The sequence below is a fragment of the Microbulbifer sp. NBRC 101763 genome, from assembly GCF_040371615.1.
Classification (GTDB): domain Bacteria; phylum Pseudomonadota; class Gammaproteobacteria; order Pseudomonadales; family Cellvibrionaceae; genus Microbulbifer; species Microbulbifer variabilis.
The window spans coordinates 489977-512355 of record NZ_BAABQV010000004.1 but is presented as its reverse complement, the minus strand read 5'-3'; the positions used below and the strand labels follow the sequence as shown (position 1 = coordinate 512355).

At 42.9% G+C, this 22379-nt stretch carries 21 protein-coding genes; 4 read left to right on the top strand and 17 right to left on the bottom strand.

The features are described 5' to 3' along the window. Positions 1 to 20: 20 nt before the first annotated feature. From ABWV76_RS12840 to ABWV76_RS12770, 15 genes are all read right to left on the bottom strand, one after another. A complete protein-coding gene (locus ABWV76_RS12840) occupies positions 21 to 602 on the bottom strand; it encodes an acetyltransferase (RefSeq protein WP_353376143.1) in 582 nt (193 codons plus the stop codon). Positions 603 to 713: 111 nt separating this feature from the next. Next, positions 714 to 1739 (bottom strand): MraY family glycosyltransferase, encoded by a 1026-nt coding sequence (locus tag ABWV76_RS12835; protein ID WP_353376142.1) that lies wholly within the window; start codon positions 1737 to 1739, stop codon positions 714 to 716. Further along, positions 1736 to 2716 (bottom strand): UDP-glucose 4-epimerase family protein, encoded by a 981-nt coding sequence (locus tag ABWV76_RS12830; RefSeq protein WP_353376141.1) that lies wholly within the window; start codon positions 2714 to 2716, stop codon positions 1736 to 1738. Before ABWV76_RS12830 ends, ABWV76_RS12835 begins: the two co-directional genes overlap by 4 nt. Further along, positions 2713 to 3843: a glycosyltransferase family 4 protein gene (locus tag ABWV76_RS12825; protein WP_353376140.1), complete on the bottom strand. Its 1131-nt coding sequence runs from the start codon at positions 3841 to 3843 to the stop codon at positions 2713 to 2715. The genes ABWV76_RS12830 and ABWV76_RS12825 overlap by 4 nt, the downstream gene beginning before the upstream one ends. Before the next feature lie 82 nt (positions 3844 to 3925). Beyond that, positions 3926 to 5053, bottom strand: coding sequence for a non-hydrolyzing UDP-N-acetylglucosamine 2-epimerase (gene wecB / locus ABWV76_RS12820; RefSeq protein WP_353376139.1), 1128 nt, complete (start codon positions 5051 to 5053; stop codon positions 3926 to 3928). After that, positions 5046 to 6056 carry a polysaccharide biosynthesis protein gene (locus ABWV76_RS12815; RefSeq protein ID WP_353376138.1) on the bottom strand — a complete coding sequence of 337 codons (1011 nt, stop codon included), beginning with the start codon at positions 6054 to 6056 and terminating at the stop codon, positions 5046 to 5048. The genes wecB and ABWV76_RS12815 overlap by 8 nt, the downstream gene beginning before the upstream one ends. A gap of 120 nt (positions 6057 to 6176) precedes the next feature. Further along, positions 6177 to 7049: a dTDP-4-dehydrorhamnose reductase family protein gene (locus ABWV76_RS12810; RefSeq protein ID WP_353376137.1), complete on the bottom strand. Its 873-nt coding sequence runs from the start codon at positions 7047 to 7049 to the stop codon at positions 6177 to 6179. A 181-nt stretch (positions 7050 to 7230) separates the two neighbouring features. Continuing rightward, positions 7231 to 8736, bottom strand: a complete 1506-nt coding sequence (gene murJ / locus ABWV76_RS12805; protein ID WP_353376136.1) for a murein biosynthesis integral membrane protein MurJ — start codon at positions 8734 to 8736, stop codon at positions 7231 to 7233. Position 8737: 1 nt separating this feature from the next. Continuing rightward, complete coding sequence (locus ABWV76_RS12800) at positions 8738 to 10075, bottom strand: hypothetical protein (RefSeq protein WP_353376135.1); 1338 nt, start codon at positions 10073 to 10075, stop codon at positions 8738 to 8740. Further along, on the bottom strand, positions 10072 to 10608 hold the full coding sequence (locus ABWV76_RS12795; protein WP_353376134.1) for an acyltransferase: 537 nt from the start codon (positions 10606 to 10608) through the stop codon (positions 10072 to 10074). The genes ABWV76_RS12800 and ABWV76_RS12795 overlap by 4 nt, the downstream gene beginning before the upstream one ends. Next, positions 10609 to 11802 (bottom strand): glycosyltransferase family protein, encoded by a 1194-nt coding sequence (locus ABWV76_RS12790; protein ID WP_353376133.1) that lies wholly within the window; start codon positions 11800 to 11802, stop codon positions 10609 to 10611. It abuts the gene before it with no gap. A 101-nt stretch (positions 11803 to 11903) separates the two neighbouring features. Next, positions 11904 to 12926, bottom strand: coding sequence for an NAD-dependent epimerase/dehydratase family protein (locus ABWV76_RS12785; RefSeq protein ID WP_353376132.1), 1023 nt, complete (start codon positions 12924 to 12926; stop codon positions 11904 to 11906). A 111-nt stretch (positions 12927 to 13037) separates the two neighbouring features. Then, on the bottom strand, positions 13038 to 14315 hold the full coding sequence (gene tviB, locus ABWV76_RS12780; protein ID WP_353376131.1) for a Vi polysaccharide biosynthesis UDP-N-acetylglucosamine C-6 dehydrogenase TviB: 1278 nt from the start codon (positions 14313 to 14315) through the stop codon (positions 13038 to 13040). A gap of 62 nt (positions 14316 to 14377) precedes the next feature. Further along, complete coding sequence (locus tag ABWV76_RS12775) at positions 14378 to 15475, bottom strand: LPS O-antigen chain length determinant protein WzzB (RefSeq protein WP_353376130.1); 1098 nt, start codon at positions 15473 to 15475, stop codon at positions 14378 to 14380. Between the two features lie 1177 nt (positions 15476 to 16652). Continuing rightward, positions 16653 to 17087 (bottom strand): GNAT family N-acetyltransferase, encoded by a 435-nt coding sequence (locus ABWV76_RS12770; RefSeq protein WP_353376129.1) that lies wholly within the window; start codon positions 17085 to 17087, stop codon positions 16653 to 16655. A gap of 28 nt (positions 17088 to 17115) precedes the next feature. On the opposite strand from ABWV76_RS12770, the gene ABWV76_RS12765 reads away from it, so the two are divergent. The 3 genes from ABWV76_RS12765 (at position 17116) to ABWV76_RS12755 (ending at position 18854) form a co-directional block, all read left to right on the top strand. Then, the gene (locus ABWV76_RS12765) at positions 17116 to 17715 is read left to right on the top strand and encodes a tRNA-uridine aminocarboxypropyltransferase (RefSeq protein WP_353376128.1); all 600 of its coding nucleotides are present in this window, start codon (positions 17116 to 17118) and stop codon (positions 17713 to 17715) included. Positions 17716 to 18240: 525 nt separating this feature from the next. Further along, entirely contained in the window at positions 18241 to 18408 is a 168-nt protein-coding gene (locus ABWV76_RS12760; RefSeq protein ID WP_353376127.1) for a hypothetical protein, read from the top strand. A gap of 38 nt (positions 18409 to 18446) precedes the next feature. Beyond that, on the top strand, positions 18447 to 18854 hold the full coding sequence (locus tag ABWV76_RS12755) for an SbtR family transcriptional regulator (RefSeq protein ID WP_353376126.1): 408 nt from the start codon (positions 18447 to 18449) through the stop codon (positions 18852 to 18854). A 90-nt stretch (positions 18855 to 18944) separates the two neighbouring features. Here ABWV76_RS12755 and ABWV76_RS12750 read toward each other — a convergent pair whose 3' ends face one another. Both ABWV76_RS12750 and ABWV76_RS12745 read right to left on the bottom strand, forming a co-directional pair. Further along, positions 18945 to 19715 (bottom strand): sulfite exporter TauE/SafE family protein, encoded by a 771-nt coding sequence (locus ABWV76_RS12750; RefSeq protein WP_020411348.1) that lies wholly within the window; start codon positions 19713 to 19715, stop codon positions 18945 to 18947. Positions 19716 to 19718: 3 nt separating this feature from the next. Further along, the gene (locus ABWV76_RS12745; RefSeq protein WP_353376125.1) at positions 19719 to 20507 is read right to left on the bottom strand and encodes a TauD/TfdA family dioxygenase; all 789 of its coding nucleotides are present in this window, start codon (positions 20505 to 20507) and stop codon (positions 19719 to 19721) included. Between the two features lie 301 nt (positions 20508 to 20808). Between ABWV76_RS12745 and ABWV76_RS12740 the strand changes: the two genes are divergently transcribed. Next, positions 20809 to 21996, top strand: coding sequence for a glutathione S-transferase (locus ABWV76_RS12740; RefSeq protein WP_353376124.1), 1188 nt, complete (start codon positions 20809 to 20811; stop codon positions 21994 to 21996). The last annotated feature ends 383 nt before the right edge of the window (positions 21997 to 22379 follow it).

The window sequence follows — 22379 nt, the reverse complement described above, 5'->3', positions numbered from 1 at the left end:
CATAATTCTAATAGTAATCATTACGCTGTCAGCGCCGTTCCCGGTGCCAATACCTCCCCCTCGGCTATAACCACGCGATACCCAGCACTACACCCCGCCTGCAACCAAGCTTTCGCACCCACTTGCACCCCACCAGCTAAATGTACACCAACTCCTAAATGGGCAAACTCCCCCAAGCAAGCATCATGATCCACTGTCGCTTGAGCATTGACGATTGCACCGCAGCCAATCCGTGCGTCTACTCCAACCATGGCTAACGCCATCACCGCACTCCCCGCCCCCAATTGTGCACTAACGCTGACAGACGCAGCGGGATGGACTATCGTAGCCAATGGAAAGCCCGCTTGCTGCAAAGTTGCCAACCACTGCTCTCGTAACGCATTGTTACCAACTGCAGCAATGGCAGCATCCACTGTTCCAGCAACCTCAGCCAAAGTGAAGCTGTTCGCTATTACAGGGCAGCCGAAAGATTCTTCCAATTCCGGCCAACGGTCATCAGCAAAACAAACCCGCTGCCATTTTCCTGACAACATTGCGGCCTCAGCCACGGCTTTACCATGGCCACCTGCTCCCAGAATTAACAGTGTCTTTCTCAAACTCATATTTCAATTACTTAATCATACAAGGTGTGATTATTTTGTAGTAATTCGGTTGCAGAACTACTTATTAGTATTTATAACCGCCAGTAAATTAGATACAGTAAAGTGCATCCTCTACTCCCGCTCCCCTGCCTTGAACTTCACCACCAGTACCAACAGCGGAAAATAAGCAATGAGCAAACCAAGGGCACCATCCAGTTCTCCTAACCCAACCCACAATGCGATCGGCAGTAACCAAAGCAAATTAATCACTAGCACCGACAGAGTCACCGGTAAGTGCTTTCCAAACCGACGTGAAGCAAACTGATAGGCATGGCTTCGATGTGCCTCATACACTTTCTCTCCACGCGATAAGCGACGCATTAAAGTCCAGGTTGCATCCAGTATGAAAACCCCAAGCAGAATTAACCAGCTCCACAATAATTGTGGCGCCACCCAGGCAGCCTGCAAGGACAACACTCCCAAAGTAATACCTAGAAAGCCACTGCCAGCGTCCCCCATAAAGATACGTGCAGGTGGGAAATTCCAAAATAAAAAACCTGCCACCGAAACTGCTAATAGCACCGGAATGACCCAGTCGGAAGTTTGTAGAGAGCCCGAAAAGCCAAGCCCAAAATACAATAGCGCCCCGCCTAGGCATACACAAATGGCCTCAATACTGGCAATACCATCAATACCATCCATAAAGTTATAGAGATTCAGCATCCACACTAAATAGATCGCTGCCAGAGCATGGCCAAGCCAACCCAGATTCAAGGTAATACCAAATAAGCTCAGTGGGGGCAGCCCACCCAACCACTGCAATGCCCAAATAGCAGCAGCAAAATGCCCCAGTAGTCGCCAACGTGCGGGAATATGGCCATGATCATCTAGAAAACCAATCACGGCCACACCTATACCTGCTCCCAACAGCGCCCACATCATAGTCCACGGTACTATGTCAACTAAGGTTAAAAGCGGTAAGGTTCCCAGAAAGGCGAACACAAAGGCGACTCCACCACCACGAGGCGTTGGTGAAATATGTGAACTACGCGCGTTCGGGATATCAACCAAACTGCGAGCTAAGGCATAACGGCGCAAGGCCCCGGTCATAAATAGTGAAACGCCAGCCACTGCCACCAGTAACCACCAGATACTCATTTGAATTGCTGCTCCAAAAAATGCTTGGCCGTATTTCGCAATGCTTGATCAACACCAACCGGCGGGTTCCAGCTCAATAAATCACGAGTTTTATCTATATCAACCTGTAACGAACCACACAGTCTCTGAGAGAGAGCCCGCTTACGTAAAATTGCCGCTCCAGCCTCCAAAATTATGCTCGGTATAGGCAATAAGTATGATGGCTTACCCAAGGCGATACTCAATCTACGTAACAATTCAGTAGTCGATAGGTCCTCACCATCACTAACCAAGAAAGTCTGATTAGCAGCAGCAGGATGATCGACACAGGTCACAAGTAGATCAATTAAATTATCTAAGGCAACCAAACTACGCCGATTATAGATAGCTCCAAAAGGCAAAGGAACGCCCTTATGTAGCCAACGCATCATTGTAAGGAAATTGGCTTTCACACCCGGCCCATAGACCATTGGTGGTCGGATGATCACAACCTCCATTCCAGTTTCATCCATCAATGCGCGTAATCCCTGCTCCGCTTCCATCTTGGAAATACCATAGAAATCCACTGGCTGCGGATTATCATCAGCACAATAAGCTCCGCCCTCCAATGTACCTTCACCATTTACCTTAATTGAGCTGATAAATATAAAGCGGCGCACACCAGCCTTAGCCGCCTGACGAGCAAGGTTCAATGTGCCATCCACATTAACTCTACGAAACTCATTAAGTGGGTCTGATGAACTATCGTGCATAACATGCACGCGAGCCGCAGTATGAAGTATCTGATCAACCCCTTGTAAAGCACTAAGCCAGTTTCCCCCGGCATCAATGTCTCCCATTGGCACCGGCTCTACACTGGGAAAATTACATGTATTGCTTCGGCGGACTCCCGCTAGCAAGGTAAAACGGCCATCATCAACTAGGCGTTTTAAAAGCGCATTTCCAACAAACCCAGTCGCACCGGTTACTAGTAATTTCTGCCTAACTCGATCTTTCAAATACTTAACTCCAACTTCTTATATACTTCCATATGTGCGCTGACAATGTGTTCAAGGGCGAACTCGCGCTCAGCTAAGTCTCTTCCTGCAAGTCCCATGTCGCGTCGCAGTTTGGCATCCCCAATAAGAGCCTGTATAGCATCAGCCAGTGCAACCGGATCGCGCACAGGCACTAGCACCCCTGAAATACCCGGTTCGATAGCATGCCGGCATCCTGGAACATCTGTGGTTACTATCGCACGACCGCATGCTGCTGCTTCTAGCAATACTTTAGGTAGCCCCTCCCTATAAGAAGGTAAAACTACAATATGAGAAGAGGCGAATAACTCTGCTATATCCGCTCGGAATCCTAAAAGCTCAACAATATCCTCATCCCGCCACTTATTCAGGGTCTCATGTGAAATGCTGGTTGGATTACCTGGATCCGTATCGCCAATCAAATAAAATCTCGCTTTAACATCTCGCTGCTTGAGAAGGCGTACCGCATCCATGAACTCACCAACTCCCTTGTCCACTAGTAAACGAGCCGCAAGTGATACTGTCAACGGGCCATCTGATTCAGGCATAACTGGGTAGTGGGCAAGGTTTACTCCCGCTCCTCGGATCATCTCGACTTTATCGCAATCAAGTCCAGCAAAATCAAGAAGCATATCTCGGTCATCCGGGTTCTGGAATATCACCCGTAGATTCTTCTTTCCAAAAGACAGACGGTAAAGCCATTTTACGCTCATACGAACCAATGAAGCTTTTATTCCGCGTGCGATAAAAATAGAACCAAGACCAGAGACTGCAGCCACCACCCCATGCACGCCAGCAAGACGTGCTACAATACCTCCATAAATAACTGGTTTGATAGTGACCAGATGGACAAGATCTGGCCTCCAATGGCGGTACAATTTATAAATAGAAAATATAAGTTTAAAGTCTGATAGTGGATTTTTTCCGCTACGCGTTAATGGCAGCTCAAAATGAGCAAAACCATATTTAACAATTTCATCAACAGCTGGCCCCGGCATACTCGCGATACTTACTTCGTAACCATAACGCTTAGCATTAAGCGCGATAGGTAGCCGATGAGAGATAAAAAAAGCTGCATCATTGACTACAAAAAGCAAACGCTTCTTCATATAAACCCTACCACCCGAACCTTAAGACTTGATAATGCGATCCATTATTGAAACAGGTAAACATCTTTTAAAATCAAATGTGTTACCCATTCCTCCATACAGTGCGGTTGATATAATCAACATAACTCAAAACGACTCGTACTACCTGAATTGAGACCGGCCCACCCTTATAATCAGCAACAGTGGGTATCGTCTGCTGAGAATGGTTATGCTGGCTGGTAACAACTTTTACAGCCTCTAGCACTTGATCTCGCTTGAGCCCACTCATAACTAATGTGCCTACATCCATACCCTCAGGCCGCTCATGCTCATTACGAATCGTGATAGCTGGCAAGTTAAGAAGAGATGCCTCTTCCGTAATTGTTCCACTGTCAGATAAAACGCAACATGAAGACATTTGCAACTTTATGTAATCCAGAAAACCGAACGGTTTCATAAATTGAATTAACGGATGATCCAACTGAACACCTAGATCTTCTAAACGTTTTCGAGTACGAGGATGGGTCGAGATAATAACCGGATATTGGTAGCAGTCTGCTAATGCATTTAGGGTTTCGAGAAGATCCTTAAGGTTCTCAGGACTATCTACATTTTCTTCACGATGAGCACTAACAATAAAAAATTTACCTTTTATTAACGACATTCTCGCCAAAACATCAGACTCTTGAATTTTTGGCAGATAATAATCAAGCACCTCCGCCATATGAGAGCCAGTTTTAATTATAGTTTCAGGGCGAATACCTTCCGCAATAAGATAACGGCGCGCATGTTCAGTTAGCACCATATTAATATCGCTCAAATGATCTAGAACTTTGCGATTTAACTCTTCAGGAACTCGTTGATCAAAGCAACGGTTACCAGCCTCCATGTGGAATACCGGTATCTTTCGCCGCTTAGCGGCTATAACAGCTAAACAAGTATTGGTATCACCATAAAGTAGCACAGCATCAGGCTTTTCAAGCTCAAAAACAGCGTCAGACTTACTGATAATATCAGCTATAGTCTGTGCAACAGTCGCACCACCAGCACCTAGAAAATGATCCGGCTTTCGAATTTCCAGCTCATCAAAGAATACTTGGTTGAGTTCATAATCGTAGTTCTGCCCAGAATGAACAAGTACATGATCTACTTGCTTATCTAGTTCAGCAATAACTCGGCTCATCTTAATCAGCTCTGGGCGAGTTCCAACGAGCGTCATTACCTTAAGCATTAAGAGCTTCTCCAATATAATCTAAACTCAACAGTACATCTTTAACCTGTTCAACGCTAAGACGATCTGTATTATGTGACGTATAATCATCTAGTCCGGTAATATCTCTCTCACCCTCGACAAAATATTTCTTGTAGTTTAAGTCTCGGTTATCAGCAGGGATTCGGTAATAGCGTCCCATATCTACAGATTTTGCCATTTCCTCTCGGGAAATTAGAGATTCGTATAGCTTTTCACCATGTCGGGTACCGATGACTTTTATTTTGTTTTCACAAGCAAATAGTTCTTTAAGAGCTTGCGCCAGAACCTCTACCGTGGAAGCTGGAGCTTTTTGCACGAAAAGATCACCCTGTTCAGCATGCTCGAACGCATGCAAGACAAGATCTACCGAATCTTCCAACGACATCAAAAATCTAGTCATATTAGGATCAGTTATTGTCAATGGAGCTCCGCTCTTGATCTGGTTAACGAACAAAGGAATCACTGACCCACGGGATGCCATAACATTTCCATAACGAGTAGCACAAATAACTGGACCTGATACAGGAATCATCCTCGATTTGGCAACCATTAGCTTTTCTGCCATAGCTTTGGAAATACCCATAGCATTAATTGGGTAGACCGCCTTATCGGTACTAAGTACTACGACCCGTTGAACACCGGTAGCGATTGCTGCATTCAGCACATTTTCTGTCCCCATAACATTAGTGCGCACTGCCTCCATTGGGTAGAATTCGCAGGAAGGCACTTGCTTTAAAGCTGCCGCATGAAAGACATAATCAACGCCAATCATAGCTTGGGCAACACTGTCATAGTTCCGAACATCGCCAATGTAAAACTTGACCTTGTCATTAGACAGATTAATTCTCAGGTCTTCCTGTTTCTTTTCATCGCGACTAAAAATACGTATTTCACGAACTCCAGTATTCAGAAAGCGCCTGAGCACCGTATTACCAAATGAACCCGTACCTCCCGTTATCAATAAAACCTTATCATCAAACATATATTGAAACCCACATAACCATTCAATTCAAAAGCAAGCTGCCTGAGCACTTACTTCACTTCAATAAAATCTACCTTCGAGGTCAGAAAAAATTTACAATCGAAAGATTTCTCCTGACTGTCAAGCAACCAAATTAGCACTGCTTTTATACATTCTCTCAACTAATTCTGGCCAAGTAGGTGGAATATAACCTGTAGCCTGGTGAAAAAGTTCAGAATTTAAAGATCGATCAATCACTAAGCGCTCGTCGGGCACTATATCAATAGACTTCTGATACTTCTTTGCAATCAAACACAGTAACTCATACTTACTGATAGGCGCTGAAGCAACATGAAAAAGACCACTAAGTTCCGGCCGAGTGATCACATAATCCTTAATAACCAAAGCTAACTCAATAGTCGGCAAACCAGAAAAAACTGCCTTGGAATACCCTCTCACTTGGTCTGTTTGAGAGAGAAACCAATTAACAAGCGCCATATTTGACCCCAGCTCATGTCCGATAATAGAAGTTCGGAGAGTAATCGCATGCGGCGAATCACGGAGCTCACCTATGAATTTGGACTTTCCATATAAATCTTCCGCGTCCGATACATCTTCTTCCTTATATCTCCCCTTACGGCCAGAAAAAACACAATCGGTACTGACATGAATCACTCGAATATCGGAAAGCCCACAGAGCCGCTCTAGGCGATGCGGGAATATCGAATTTACTGGTAGTGTCGAAAGGGGATTATTAGCATCTGCAAGCTGCTTGATAAGCCCAACGCAGTTAATGACTACGTCTGGACGTACTGTATTTAGTGCCTGTACTAACGCATCATTATCCAGAACATCAACGCCAACCAATAGCCTCTTCCGCTGGTCCTCCGAAAAAAAATGCAAGGCAGAGGCGCTACGAAGTGTCCCCCACACCTCATGAGATAAATCTTTACAAAAAACTTTTATTACAGCATTCCCTAACATTCCCGAGGCACCAAGAACCAATACCCTCATTACTCCACCCCTAACTAGCCAAAAAAACTATTACTCTATCTATAATGATTAAATTCATTCTCTGACCTCTTTACTAAAACTACCTCTCTAGGCATTTAAACCAACATCAACCTAACATACCAAATTGCCAGAGAACCACCGAGCAGCGGTTAAGAATTAAAGATGCAAAGGATAACGTTTATCACGCAAAACGTCTTCGCAATATAAAACTAACATAATAATGAATCTTTTTATAAAACATTAAAACAGAAATCAAAAGAAAATAAACGAGAGTAAAGGGAATAGATAAAAACCACCAATACTCAAAAAACTGGCCATGGAGCCAGCTTAGAAATAGATAAGCTACAATGCCACAAAAACAACTTATTATCACATAGTGCAAGCAAGGTATAATTAACCCAGAATTGATCTTACGTTGCACCAATAAAATCATAACGAAGCTATTGAAAACAGTTGATATCACAACTGAAGAAACCAACCCCTCCAATCCAAAATTTTGAGAAAGCACATAACTAAACGATGCATTAATAAACAAAGCAAACAATGAAACAAAAACCGGTATCAATGTATCTCCATATGAGAAAAACACACGATTCATAATATCTCTAAGCAAACAAAAAGGAAGGGCGATTAATATGATAGAAAAGACTGAGGCAAGCTTAACAGTATCATCCCTTCCAAAATTACCACGCTGAAATAAGAGCTCTACAATTTCTTCTGCGTAGAAGCCCATATAAATAACAGCAGGGACTGAAAGAATGACAACTAATCGAACACATCGTGTGAGATAGCGAAACAATTCAGCCTGACCTTCCTTCGTCGAAACTGCTGCAATACGGGGAAAAATAGATGCAGTTAAAAAAACCAAAAATACTGAGAGAAATATCAGATTAAGTTTATTTGAGTAAGAAAGTAATGATATAGCCCCTACTCCAAGGTCCGACGCGAAGTATACCCCCACAAATGCATTTATTTGCTCTATATAGAAAGCAGTAACCGCCGGCAAAAACAGAAGCATAAACTTCTTATCAGAAAAGTAAGAAAACGCAGCACCACCTACAAATGAAAAGCTCTTACGTGAAATAAAGAAATTTATAAGTAACAACAACACCCAAGCCAGGGCACCAAGCAACAAAACCTTATCGAACTCGGCTGCACCATTAAAAAAATATAACCCTATACAAAAAAAAGTATTATTAAAAACAGGCACAATATAGGAAGGAATTACAACTTTGTTAACGGTCTGTAGAGAATTGAAAAATGAGACCAAACTTGAAAAAACAAAGGTCGCGGACATAATACACAAATAGCTTACGGAAAGAGCCCTAACACGGCTATCGACTGAAGCTGATACCATGTCCAACATCCCCCCCCCAAAACTAAATACGAAAACGCCAATACATGCGGAAAGTAGAAAGAAGAAAGATATAGCAGAGGAAAGTTCCTTGTTTACCTCTAAAATATCGCCCCTATTCAATAAACGCGAGTACATTGGCACTAAAAATATAGGTATTGCCGAGTAGACAGCCATATATAGTAAGGAAGCCAAAGAATTTGACAGGAAATACGCATCTGTAACGACAGAAACTCCATGATAAAACGTTATCAATACATCCTTAAAGAACCCGCTCAACTTGCCCAGTAGAATAAGCGAGAAAATTACAAGAAACTTCCAGTACCTATTCACTTCATTCCTCACGTTGACAGAGAGCTTTGCCAGGCAGAAAGTTATGAAAAGATAAATTTCGCGAAAAAAACCAACCTACGAATAAGACTAGCAACACCATTACACCAGCCAACCCATGCATAAGTTGATTATTGGCATAGCTAAATATCAATCCCATGGAAAAGTATATAAACAATGGGCCAGCAAAAGGGTTACTAGCTTTTATTGCCTGCAACCAAAGCCTCGCATATAAGAATGAAAAAATTGGAGTAAGAAATAGAACACCAATAAAAGTTATATCAGAGGCAAGCCATGCAAACAAAGAATGCCACTTATCAAACCCCCAGCCGTAAACTTCACCTACACGATATGGGTAAGTCTGCTCTAAGACAAAACCATCTGTAGAGAGACCTATCTCTACAATCCTACCGATAGAGTAGGAGTTCCCAACAAAATAAGACCACTCGAATGGCAAATTTAGGCTTAAATACAACCCATAAAGCCCGTTTGAAAAATAACCTAGAAAAATGCCTAGTGCTAGCGTATATTCAGAACCTATAAGGTTAAAAAACAAAGAGCTCTCATCCCATTCAATCAAGGGATGCGTTTTCAAGTGAATATTATCAAGTCCAATACCTGCAGCAAGGTAACGCTGCCGAAGAATCTCTAAGAAAAGGAAGAAAACACATAATCCGATCAAACCAAAAACACAAAAAGTTCGAAAATTCAACTTCCTGCCTTTGGCTGCAAAATTGATCAACATACAGAAAAAAGTAAATATTACTATATCACCCAAATATTTCTGCTTACCACTTCCAACCACATTAACCAAAATAAAAGTTATCAGTATGAAACAAAAAGCACTCTTGGCAAGCAAACCCATTGTTCGATAATAATAGATAGAAAACAATAAAGCCAAAGTGATTAAAGCTTGACCAAAAATATTCAAAATATAAAAAACATCAACTCGAGCTTGTCCACGCTCATACCCCTCGTAACCTTTTACATAATTTGCACCGATGTCCCCAAGGTTCAATTTACCACCTAAGGCGAGAAAGGAGTACCAATGCGCAATGGAAGTTATCACAGCGAAGAACAAAAGTGTGCTAATGAAGAAGGAGACTCTCTGAGCAGAGATAGAGCGTACATCTAGGTTAAATGAATCTATCCGATATTCCCCTCTAGCCCCCAATATAAAACCAAAAGCAAACAGAAGCACCAAAATTGTTATGAAAGGAATCAGAACAAAATAATCAAGATCTTTATATTCAATTGGTCCTAACGTCAAACTTAATATGACGAAGCAGGAATACCCAATGTATATATTAAGAGGGAGGTATCGATAACTAAAGATCTTCATTTTATCTTAAACAGATCCTTATATGCCGCAACTTTTTCGCGGCCAGTTAAATGTCCAATTTTCAGTGATTTCCTTTGAGCTCGAACCAAAAAATCTTCTGTCGTACCGATCTGCTTTGCTGGATTTCCGGCAACAATGGATCCATCAGGAACACTTTTAGTTACAACAGAATTGGCCCCCACAATACACTGACTGCCAATTGTTACATTCGGTAAAATCAACGCTCCCATACCTATAAACACATCATCGCCTACATGAATTTTCCCTGCCAGCTCAAGGTCAGGAATATCTTTCCGGAAAGGCAATGTTGAGCCATCATGACAAACGAATTTTGCACCAATACTGATATAAACATTATCCCCCAAAGTCACTAGGTAAGGCTCTGAACTGAACATTGAATAACTAGAGCCGTATATGGTTACAAAACCCTTTAGTTCAACCCCAATTTTTCTTGCATAGGACGTGGGAAACAACGCGGCATGTAGCATATTTAGCGGTGCTGTAAAAACTTTAAGCAATCTACGCACCTTCATTCAAACCTCCACCTCTGTAATGAACTCAGAGACCATATCCAGATAATTCCCATAATCAAAAGTTCGCGAAAAATAAGCTTGCTGCTTGATAGTGTTGACTTCGGACGCTGATAAAGACATCAATCTTTTTATTAAAGAGAGTTCATCACCGCGATCAGCAAGAAATAGGCCGTCACTATCGGAATATCGATCAAGGCAAATCATTTTGTTTGAAATTACTGGCGTGCCGCACGTTATTGACTCCGCTAGTTTTGAGGGAAATCCGGCCAATGTTACCCGTGTTTCATCACGAAAAAAAATACTAAAATCAGACTCAGCAATACGCTGCAAAACCAATCGATTAGATTGCCTTCCCTTAAAAACTGTACATTTTGCCATATCGAGCAACTTAGCAGAGTGCTCAGGAAACACTCGAAGATAATCCTCTAACTCAATCCCATAAATTTCGAAGTAAAAATCCTCCCCCTCACTATATAATTTATGGAAAATTTCAACACATACGTCGAGGCGTTCCTTAAGATTATTTCGCTCCTTGTTCACTCTGTCTACATCAAAGGGAGAGCCGACATATATAAACTTTTTGCGAAAAGAGCATCCGCGATGAGGTGGCGAAGGAAATCTGCTTACATCAAATAAGGTAGGGAGCTCAACGACTGTTTTCCCTTTGGATACGTAGAAATCAGTGAGATACTTACTCGTAGTAAATATGCCGTCGGCTAGGCGGTGAATAAAATTCATTCGCACCGATGTATCCAAGAATTTTATCACTTGACGTGTAAAATTTCCTGCGCCAGCATCATACCACTCCGTAGCATCGGCGATTATTTTTATACCAGTGCGCTTACAAATTAGTTTTATTTGACCTTGAGCCAGTGCAGGATAATTATAACAAATCACACCTACAAGACTGTTGGAGGGATATTTTTTTAGAAACTTAAGTATCGAACTCAAACCAAGGATATATCTCAACCATGCCACAACTCTCCTAGGGTAGGGAACACTCCAACATTCGAAGTCAAAAAAGTCTTTACGCAAAAGCTCTGTGCCGGCCACCCTAGAGCTATCAACGCCTATAAAAACAACCTCGTAACCAAGTTCACGCAGGATCTTGCCATTCGCAATAACACGGTGGGCAGCGGCATTTCTATCAGGTAACTCGAAGCCGCCAACGTAAATTATCGTTCCTTTACTCATTCTCTTAACCAAAAGTCTTCACATTGAAACGACCAGCGCCAAGAAGATATAAAAGGCTTTTTGCAAATCCAAAAATCACCCGTTATTCTAAGCACAATAAGTTATTTAAACAACTCAATGTACCATGGCATATCTCGCCAAATACCTTCCTGAATACTAAATTTTGGGCAATAACCAAGCTTAGTTATTGCCTTATCGATGTTTGCTTGGGAGTGGCGGACATCACCTTCACGAAACTGACGATAGATTACCTGCTTGTTATAGGCAATATTATGATCTGCAAGGGCTTCCTTAATATAAACGAATAGTTGATCCAAGCTTGTTTTAGCACCTACAGCTACGTTATAAACCTGATTTTTCGAATCAGCTTCAGCGGTAGCTGCGAGCAGGTTCGCCTGAACAGCATTTTCAACAAAACAGAAATCGCGACTAGTTTCACCATCACCATTAATGAATACATCGCCACCATTAATCATAGCGGCAGCCCATTTAGGAATCACGGCAGCATAGGCCCCTTCTGGATCTTGGCGTTTACCAAACACGTTGAAATAACGAAGGCCAACCGTTGCAAATCCATAAGCACGATCAAAAACTTCGGCATACAACTCATTGACATACTTGGTTATTGCATAAGGTGACAGCGGTTTGCCAATAATATCCTCAACCTTGGGCAATCCTGGGTGGTCACCATAAGTAGAGCTACTTGCCGCATAGGTAAAACTCTTTACCTTCGCATCGCGCGCGGCCACCAACATATTTAGAAAACCGTCAATATTTGTTCGATTAGTAGTAACAGGGTCTTTAAGTGAGCGAGGTACCGAGCCAAGTGCAGCTTGATGTAAAACATAGTCTACATCACTACATGCCTTATGGCAGTCCTCTTGATCGCGTATATCACCATTAATGAATCTAAAGCGCTCCCACTGTTCCTGGCTGACCGAAGCACGCACCTCATTCAGATTTCGCTGATGCCCTGTCGCAAAATTATCCAAACCAACTACATATTGATCGAGCCGAAGAAGAGATTCTAATAAGTTAGAACCGATGAAGCCAGCTACTCCAGTAATCAACCATCTTTTTGGGGAGTCAGGCAGTGTTTGTAATATAGTTTCGTAACGCGTCATGGATTCATTCGAGAAAGTGAGTTAATAATTTAGTCACAGAGCTTCCACTCAAAAGTGGTAACTCATCATTATTTCCTAGGTGTCCCATACATAAAGTAATTGAACTTGGAATTACAGCCGTAAGTCCGAATCTTCGCAACTTAATAGGTACTTGAGATCGTAAAGAACATGTTCAGCCTTGCCGAGACGTCGGATTTTGCTAACACCTAAATCCCTAAACTCGCTATGTGCTACTGCGAGAATTATTCCATCATAAGCATCACTTGTAGGCTCCAGCACCGGTATAATTCCATACTCACTCTGTGCCTCTTCAACATTTATCCAAGGATCATAGACATCCACTTTAATATTGTAATCCGCCAGCTCACGAATAATGTCTACTATCTTAGTATTACGCAAATCTGGGCAGTTTTCTTTGAAGGTCAACCCCATTACCAATACACGGGCACCATCAACATGAATACGCTTTTTAAGCATTGCCTTGACAAGTTGAGACGCCACATAAGCCCCCATCCCGTCATTTAAGCGCCGTCCAGCAAGGATGATTTCTGGATGATACCCAATACTTTCAGCCTTATGGGTTAAATAATAAGGGTCCACCCCTATACAGTGGCCGCCTACCAAGCCTGGTCGAAACGGCAAAAAATTCCACTTAGTGCCTGCGGCCCTCAAAACAGCCTCAGTATCGATATTCATTCTATTAAAAATAAGCGCGAGTTCGTTTATTAGCGCAATATTAAGATCGCGCTGAGTATTCTCAATTACCTTTGCAGCCTCTGCAACCCTGATACTTTCTGCCTTATGTGTGCCTACGGTAATAATCTGCCGGTACAAAGAATCAATCAATTCAGCAATTTCTGATGTTGACCCTGAAGTGATTTTTGTAATTGTACTTAAGCGATGCTCCTTGTCCCCAGGATTGATCCGCTCTGGACTATACCCAGCAAAAAAGTCAATATTGAATTTTAGGCCAGATGCTGCTTCTAACACCGGAATACAATCTTCCTCCGTTGCACCCGGATAAACCGTCGACTCATAAATGACGATGTCGCCCTTCTTAAGTACTTTCCCAACTGAATGTGAGGCCTTGATAAGAGGAGTGAGATCAGGCGTATTATGCTCGTCAATTGGTGTTGGGACCGTAACAATGAAAACATTGCACTTTGCCAGATCGCTCAAATGAGTAGTGAAGCGCAACCCCTCTGCCGCCACAAGGTCGTCATCACTAACTTCCATAGTTGCATCATGACCCGCGGTTAGCGCATCAACTCGGGTCTGATTGACATCAAACCCAATCACCGTACGGCACTTTCCAAATTCCACTGCCAACGGCAAACCAACATAGCCAAGACCAATAACAGCTAGTCTCAGTTCATCCAATTTTTGCATAACGTAAGGGCCAAAAATCAAGAAAATTAGAAGTTAACAGGAGCCACCAAGCACGCCAACACTTATCGGGAGCCAGCCGAAACTAAACCATCAAGGCTAACGCTTTCTTGGGAATTATTTGGGTACCCATTTAACATCAGACGAACCAGGGCGATCAAAAAGCCAAGCATTCCACCAAGAAGCACTCCTAATACCAAGATCAACGCTTTTCTTGGTTTAACGGGGGCATCAGGTATTTCAATCGGGCCATCTAAACGAGAAACACTAACGTTCATGGAGGGGGCCAGAGCATTTTGGAGGGTGGTGTGCTGCTGCTCCAAATAGCGAAGCGAGGGGATAAATGGCTCATCCGCAGTACGGCCTTCCAAAACCTCAATCTCAGAACGCAATGCTCTAGTGCCACGCATATACATTAGGTCGCCATTCATAAAGGCCGATAACTGTTGGGAAATTTGTCCGCCGATAACCGGGGGAGCCTCCAACCCTACGGCCTCAGCTACAGTCAAAGCTTCTCTAAGCTTCGCTAAACGATCATTTTTGTGGATCTCTGCAAACTTCCTCAGAGTATTTAGTTCCCCCTGGATCTGCTTGCTTTTCACTTCGACTTCTCTCTGTGTGTTACGTAACACCTCGGCAGTAGATTGTCGAGTAACTTGATCCAAGTAGTACTGAGCCCAATCAGCAGCCTTAAGTGGGTCGGAGTGCTTAACGATGACGGTGTGGGCTATCTGACCTTTAGCTGGGAGCTGGACTTTCAGTAACTTACCAAATTTTTTGTATAGCTCATCCCGGGATCCAGAGCGTTGTTCGTTATCAAGGGATGGCAAGTACACATTTTTAAAAAACTGATTGCGGCTCCCCTCAGAACGCAGATTACGAGTAAATACAGAATAAACATCAGTCACTGAGAAGGGGGCAAGCCCAGTGTTTTCACTTCGCGCTATATTAAATCCAGTAATATCGCTGAGCACAGGCGGCAATACACCAATACGCGCCTCGTAAACTGGCTTACTAAGAAACGCATATAGGGCAGCCCCCAAGGTAACCACGAGTGTTACTATCGCTATCAACCACCTTTGACCCCACAATCCCTGAACCAACGCAGTTATATCAATTTCATCATTCCCTGGTGCACTACTTGAATGATTGGCGCTAGTCACTGTTAATTACCTTATTTTGATTGATTTTTACTTGCCGCAAGAATAACAATTTATATCTTAGGACCTTGGCGTACAAAACCGAGCATTCTGCCATTGCTTTTGGGCATTGCAACCCCCATACACAAAAGAAGCTGATCGATAGTAGTATTTTGCTATCAAAGAGAGCCAACCTTCCCTTTCGCTGTTCGGCAGATTCCCGAAAAAGCACTATAAAAGTAGATATTTCAGTAATTAGAAGAGCGGTTTTGAACGAGCAAGAACCTCTTCGAGCCAAAATATCGCAAGCTTACCCATCGGTGGTGCGAGCGCTTATAATTTTAGGTCGCTCAGAGCAGGCTAAAGCTAATTCGTACCCACCATAAACCAAACAAAAATTGAACGGCATTAAGTGGATTGAACCCGGAAAGCCTAACCTGAAGGAACATATGATCATCACATAAAAGGACCATTCTATACGATCCGGCCAACAACTTACAGGTAAAACACCTCCATAAAAATTAACCCTTCAAAGTAAAGAGTTATAAGATTTCTAAATCTTATACCTTCCACTCATGACACCTAAAGATAAAGTTGACTACAGAACACTCACTCCGCCACAGGCTGCCTTGACCTCTCATCGCTTTATCCGGCTTGGCGTGATTCAATAACAAGGAACAACTACTTTAAATAAAAAACAGAAAACACTCACAAATTCACTGTGAGACTGCCTTTAAGGCAGCTAACTCCCTTCCTGCCTATCAAAATCAAACAAGTATCCCCCTCTCATCAAACAGCTTCTGTGGTTAGCGGGGTGAGCACTCAAGCCCGCTTCATACCACTAAAAAGAATGAAATACAGCCAACTTGATCAAAAATCAAACTAAACAGGTGCCTATGCAGTACCAAAATCCCAAAGAAATGATGGCTTTATCGAATAGAGACCCCCAATAGTCGGGCCTGAAACCACCAGGCAGCACCGAATATATCAAGTAACCCTGCTTTGCATGTCCATAAGATGGTTAACCCTGAGTGCTTAGCCCTACTCTCGCCTTAGATTCAAGAGTTAATATCTAATGAACTGCCTGCCATTGGGGAGTGAAGGCTTAGAAAGGTATAAATTTCATTGAAATACAAGGGTGCTCAGGCTAGCCAGTTCTAGCAACTACTCAACCCTAAAAGTGAAGGCACTATTAAGCTGCTCACCTATGCGTCATTACTAAAATTCCACGCCCCTGCTTTAGATAGCTGTGATATAGATCCTTGACAGGCTCCACTAACACCTCAGCGTCCACTCGATCAAAGCCAAAAGATAAGTAGAAGGGCTCTAAGTGGGTATAGGGAAATGCATAAGTAGCCTGATCGAAATGTTTCGCCATTAACTCCAACAATCTGCGCGCGACTCCCCTGCCCTGGTGCTCCCGCGCCACCGAAACCCCAGCAAGCAGCCTGAAGGTGTCGTACCCCCTTAAGTAGCCACAGGCTACAATCTCCCCCTTTTCATCCCGCACCACGGCACAGTCCTCATAACGCCTAGCTTTGCCTCGAAAGCCATGCATGCGATAAAATTTATTCGCCAGTGGTATCTCAATATCTGACAACCACTGAGCCCGATAGGAAGGCTGTGTTAACGTCATAATTCCGCCTGCATGATGTAGAAAAGAAATGCCCAGAAAAACCTGTGATACCTGCCTGCGCCCACAGAATGCGTGCTACTGTACCGCTCTGGTAAAGGTAGCTAATACCATAAAGGTGCTGATCATACAGCACCCTCTAGAGGGGAAGCACCCATTTAATACCGGGCGTATGGCGCATCTTTGCCTCAGTAACAGTGAGATGATCATTGCTGAGAAGCTCTCAGGCTCAGAACTGGATACACTTCTCGACACACCTTCAGCGCTCCTATACCCATCCCTAGGTTGGCTACCCGATAATATTGACTTGGATATCGATTCCTTTATAAGCGACAGTGACAACAACCAACAACCGGTAATTACACAGCTGATAGTTATTGATGCTACCTGGAAAAAGTCTAAGAAGATTCTCCACTTAAACCCTCAACTTCAAACCCTTCCCAGAGTCAATCTCAGCGGTGGTTTAAAGTCCAATTACACAATTCGAAAAACCTCAATATCAAATGGTTTATCAACAATTGAAAGTATTGTCCAGGCAATGCAACTGCTTGAACAAAAAACTGATTTTCAAAGATTACTAAAGCCATTTGAGAGGATGATCGCCTTACAGAAACTTAGCTACCTGAACTAACCCTACTCGCCCCAACCCAAGTATTATTTCTACTATATGTGTTATTCCCCCTTAAAGGTATCAGCCGACCTAATTCCTTTAGCTAATTCCCCTACGGCCACAAAATCCCTTCATTAACAATTTGACTTACAAAAGACTCATTAAAAACTGGCCCCCCATAACCAGCCAGTAAGAGCTGCTCGGAAATATTCGTTTTCAACCCATGCAGCCCTAAGAACGGGCAGGCAACATGGCCAAGCCATGACTTCTTGACGACATCTTCATAAAAAAACAATAGTTAACACCTTAAATCGAAAAATATGTCGCAATGTCCAGACTAATACGTCTTTGCCTAATAGAAGAAGGCATAAGATGACTCCATAGGGATTAGACAGCTCCTTATGTCAAATAGATTACCGTATTGAAGTCACATGAAGATTAACCAATCGGACGCTGCCAACGGTAACGCCTTTCTGGAGTTGTCAGAGGAAAGGCCCAAGCTATTAATTTTCATCAGAAAACGAATCCGCAACACACAGGAAACAGGTGAAAGACCAAAAGGCCCAAAATAAGCGCGCCTTGCGCGCAGACGCAGTGCGTAATGAGGATGCGTTACTGGAGGCAGCCAAAGAGGTATTTCAAATTTCAGGCGTGAATGCACCCGTCAGAGAGATTGCCGCTAAAGCCGGCGTGGGTATAGGTACCCTGGTATAGTTACCCTGTACCGCAGGTTCCCGCAGCGGTCAGACTTGGTGGCCAGCGTATTCCGTCGAGAAGTGGATGACTGCGCTGCGGAAGCCGCCACCCTTGCTGCTGAAAAGAGTCCGCTGCAAGCGCTAACCCTCTGGTTAAAGCGCTATGTTAATTTTCTCGCTGCTAAAAAAGGATTGGCCTCAGCCCTCCATTCCGGTGATCCTGCATTCGAAGCACTGCCAGCCTATTTCCGTGAAAATTTCGAACCGGCCTTGAGTACACTACTCGCTACAGTCATGAAATCCGGAGAAATTCAGGAAGAGGTTGATCCCTTTGATCTATTACGCACGATCGGCAACCTGTCTGTCACCAGCAGTGAAGACGATATTCAACACACATATCGTATATTGGACTTACTGATTAAGGGATTGCAGTTTACTGGAGGTACCACAGGGAAAGTAGGGTAATGCTTTTACATGTAAATTAATAATGGGGCTAGATGCAGCCCCACTTATCAATTAACTCATGGCGTTGTAGATATCCTCTTCTCCATGGTTTCATGTCACTCCTGCCTCAATAGATACCAAATTTACCACCCCTTGATAGACCAGCAAACACATAAAAAAAGATAAAGCATATCGAATCATCGAGCGATATCGATCGCTATCAATTCTAGTCTGTAACCTAAAACCTACCACCAACCCTAAATAGGCAGCAATAGTTATTATGGATAACGGAATAAATTCAAATTCGTTATAGGTTAGGTACAAAGAAAGAATCGCAAGCTGCATCAACTTACCGATAAAAAAGCAGATATTTGAGACAAAAATAATTTCCAGCTTGGATTTGGTCATTTCAAGCAGGTAGATCATAAGAAGTGGCGCGATAGCATTTGTAGCGCCGCCTATTAATCCTGCCAACAGGCCCATTAGAACTGCAAAAAACTGTGGTCTTTTCGATAACGCAGATAAGTATTTTCTCAAGACTCCAGAGAACAGGTAAATTAATATGGACCCTGCGAGTAACAGCTTTAGAATATCAGGGTTAACCCATGTTAACAGCCATGCTCCCGACAAACTTCCCAACGAAACAAGAAGGATAACCAAACTATATTTAGATAAGTCAATCTGAAAACTCCTACATTTATATAAGCTTGATACTATCACCAACAGTGAAGGTACCATCGTTAAAATAACAGCAGTTTTCAGATCATAGACCAGGGCCAGAATGGGGGTTGAGAGCATTGGAAAGCCAAAGCCCAATGCTCCATGGAATAAGCCTGCAATCAATATTAAAAGCAAACCAACTAAAATTATCTCTATCGCCACTCGCTAAGCAACCCTCAAAGTAGCAGGCATATTGAAGCGTATGCGCTTAAGGTGCCTCTTCTTATCCTTTATCTTGGTCCTAGCATGAAGATAACGCCGATTATCCAACAATAATATTTGATTATCACCCAAATGAAATCTAAACATATTGTGTGGCAGCGAAATCTTCAGCTCAAGTTCACTTAATGCCTCCAGCTCATCCTTAGAACAAAGGCTTCGTTCGATAATATCATACCTATATCTAAACCCATGGCTTTCATCAATTAGGGTCGCCTCAATAAAGCTGGCTTTTTTATGGAATTCTTCTGGCACTCTTAATCTAAATCTCTTATTTGAAAGTACTTGAAAAGCTCTCTCGCTAAGGCTCTCAATAATCCTATCAGCACATACCAAAACACTTTCACCTCCTCCAAGAGTATCTGCTCTCACCACATGAAGGCCGAAGTACCCTGGCATTTCCTGCTCAAAGGCACCATCATTGTGCAGATTAAATTCCCGGTCGCTATGCGATATTGCAAGTGCCTCATCTCCTGTTTCTCCACCAATCCTAACGTCCCATACTGTGCGCCCCCTTCCATCATGTTCATGAATTAAGCCTATGGTACTGATTATATTCTTCATAATTTCGGCTGAATCATCTGGGAAGCCCAACCGTATTAGTACAATACCTTTTTTAAGTAGTGCTATTTTATAACTTTCATATTCATAGTCAGAGTTCGAGCCTAAATTAAAGCAGCAATAATCTGGAACCCTAAGTGGTATAGCATGAGATGATAAATGTAACGATGACATAGCTAGCTCCCTCTATGGTTTCACAATTTCCAACGTAAGGTATGTCTGCGATCACTGACAATCAATGAGGAGCAAGCTTTATGCCAGAAATGATCAGCGCATCACAAATTTTTGCATTTTAACAATTGATTATTCCCTGAGTCATCTATCAGCTCCAACAACGTAGCTGTACAATATACTCAAGAGCCCAAATACCGGATGTACCTGTAGCTAGCTCTAGATAAGTGATAGCGATACCCCCACTCCGTCTGTAGACAGTTTACTTTCAGCGCGTTTGATCCGAGAATCTTAGGAGCACTAGATGAGCGAAACCTATAAGTTATATGGTATGGCTGCCTCCCTTTATACCGCCAAGGCCCGTAGCTATCTGCGTAAGCAAGGGATTGATTTTAAAGAGTACGGTGTCAATAGTGATCACTATAGCCAGCAACTACTTCCTGTGCTGGGCCGCTTTATTATGCCCGCCATAGAAACGCCAAACGGCGAAGTAATTCAGGACAGCTCAGATATTATTGAGTACTTTGAACGGAAAAATAGTACTCACAACCCCGCCTACCCGACCAGCACTGTTTTACAGGTAATCTCGTACTTATTCGAACTATTTGGCGGAGAAGGCTTACTGCGGCCCGCGATGCATTATCGCTGGAATTTTGATACCCAGAACCTGCAGTATCTCAAGAACGAGTTTGTAGCGGGACTCGCTCCTCCCAATGCTGACGAGGAAACAGAAAATAGTTTGTTCGGCTTTGCCAGTAAACGTATGCGGAAAGCCTGCCAAGGCTTTGGAGTATCGGAACAGAGTGCAGCTTTGATTGAGGCATCCTACAAAGAGTTCCTTGATCTCTTCTCTCACCATCTAAAGAAATTTCCCTATCTATTGGGACATCAACCTACTTTAGGTGACTATGCACTAATGGGACCATTGTATGCCCACTTGTATCGGGACCCAGTACCCGGAATGTTGATGCGGCAACACGCCCCTATAGTTGCCCGCTGGGTGGAGCGTATGAATACAACTGAGGATTGTTGGGTAGAACATATGGAGTCAAATTCTCCCCTTATTGACCCAGCATGTCTCCCACCGACCTTAAAGGCCTTAATGAGATATATTGCTATAGAGTACTTGCCGGAGTTAAAAGCGCATATCCAGTTTGCTAATAGTTGGTTGGATCAGCACACCACCTTAAAAGCTGGAACCAATGGTATGGATAACCCAACTGCTCGAACAATTGGGCAGGCTGAGTTTACTTGGAGAGGTATCCGCTTAAAAACACACGTACTGCCTTACCGTTTTTATCTGCTACAACGCTTGCAAGAATGTTACCAGCGCGCCAATCAAAAAGAACAAGATGCTATTAAGTCACTTTTTACTGAAGTAGGTATCGATTCTCTACTGACACTCACTACAAACCGAAAGGTAGAGCGGCATCAGTTTCTTGAGGTATGGGGAGACTTACGCGCTATTAAAGAAACACCTGAAATTTCATAAGAAACTAATACGTTAATCAGGGATTGGGAGCAATCTAAATACGCCTTTGCTCCCATTGCACTTTAATAAACAATTACATCTCTTTAAGCCGATCGCCGATTAATTATTGCTGCCAAATAAATTTGCGTAGATACTACTGTAAATCTCGTGTTTCGCTCAGCTCCAAATAGCTTTAGTTCCATTTACTTTATCTAAAAAAGAAACTGATACTCTTCCAGTAGCAATTCGTTATCACATTTAGAGTACTCGCAGCTTTGTGAATTCTAGAGGCCCATTTATAGGCTGTTTGATTCTTCAAGCGTGCGCATATAGAAATATAGGCGCCAAAATTAACCCATTATATTTCATTAAGTTCCTTTAACATCAAAGCTGCGTAAAATCGA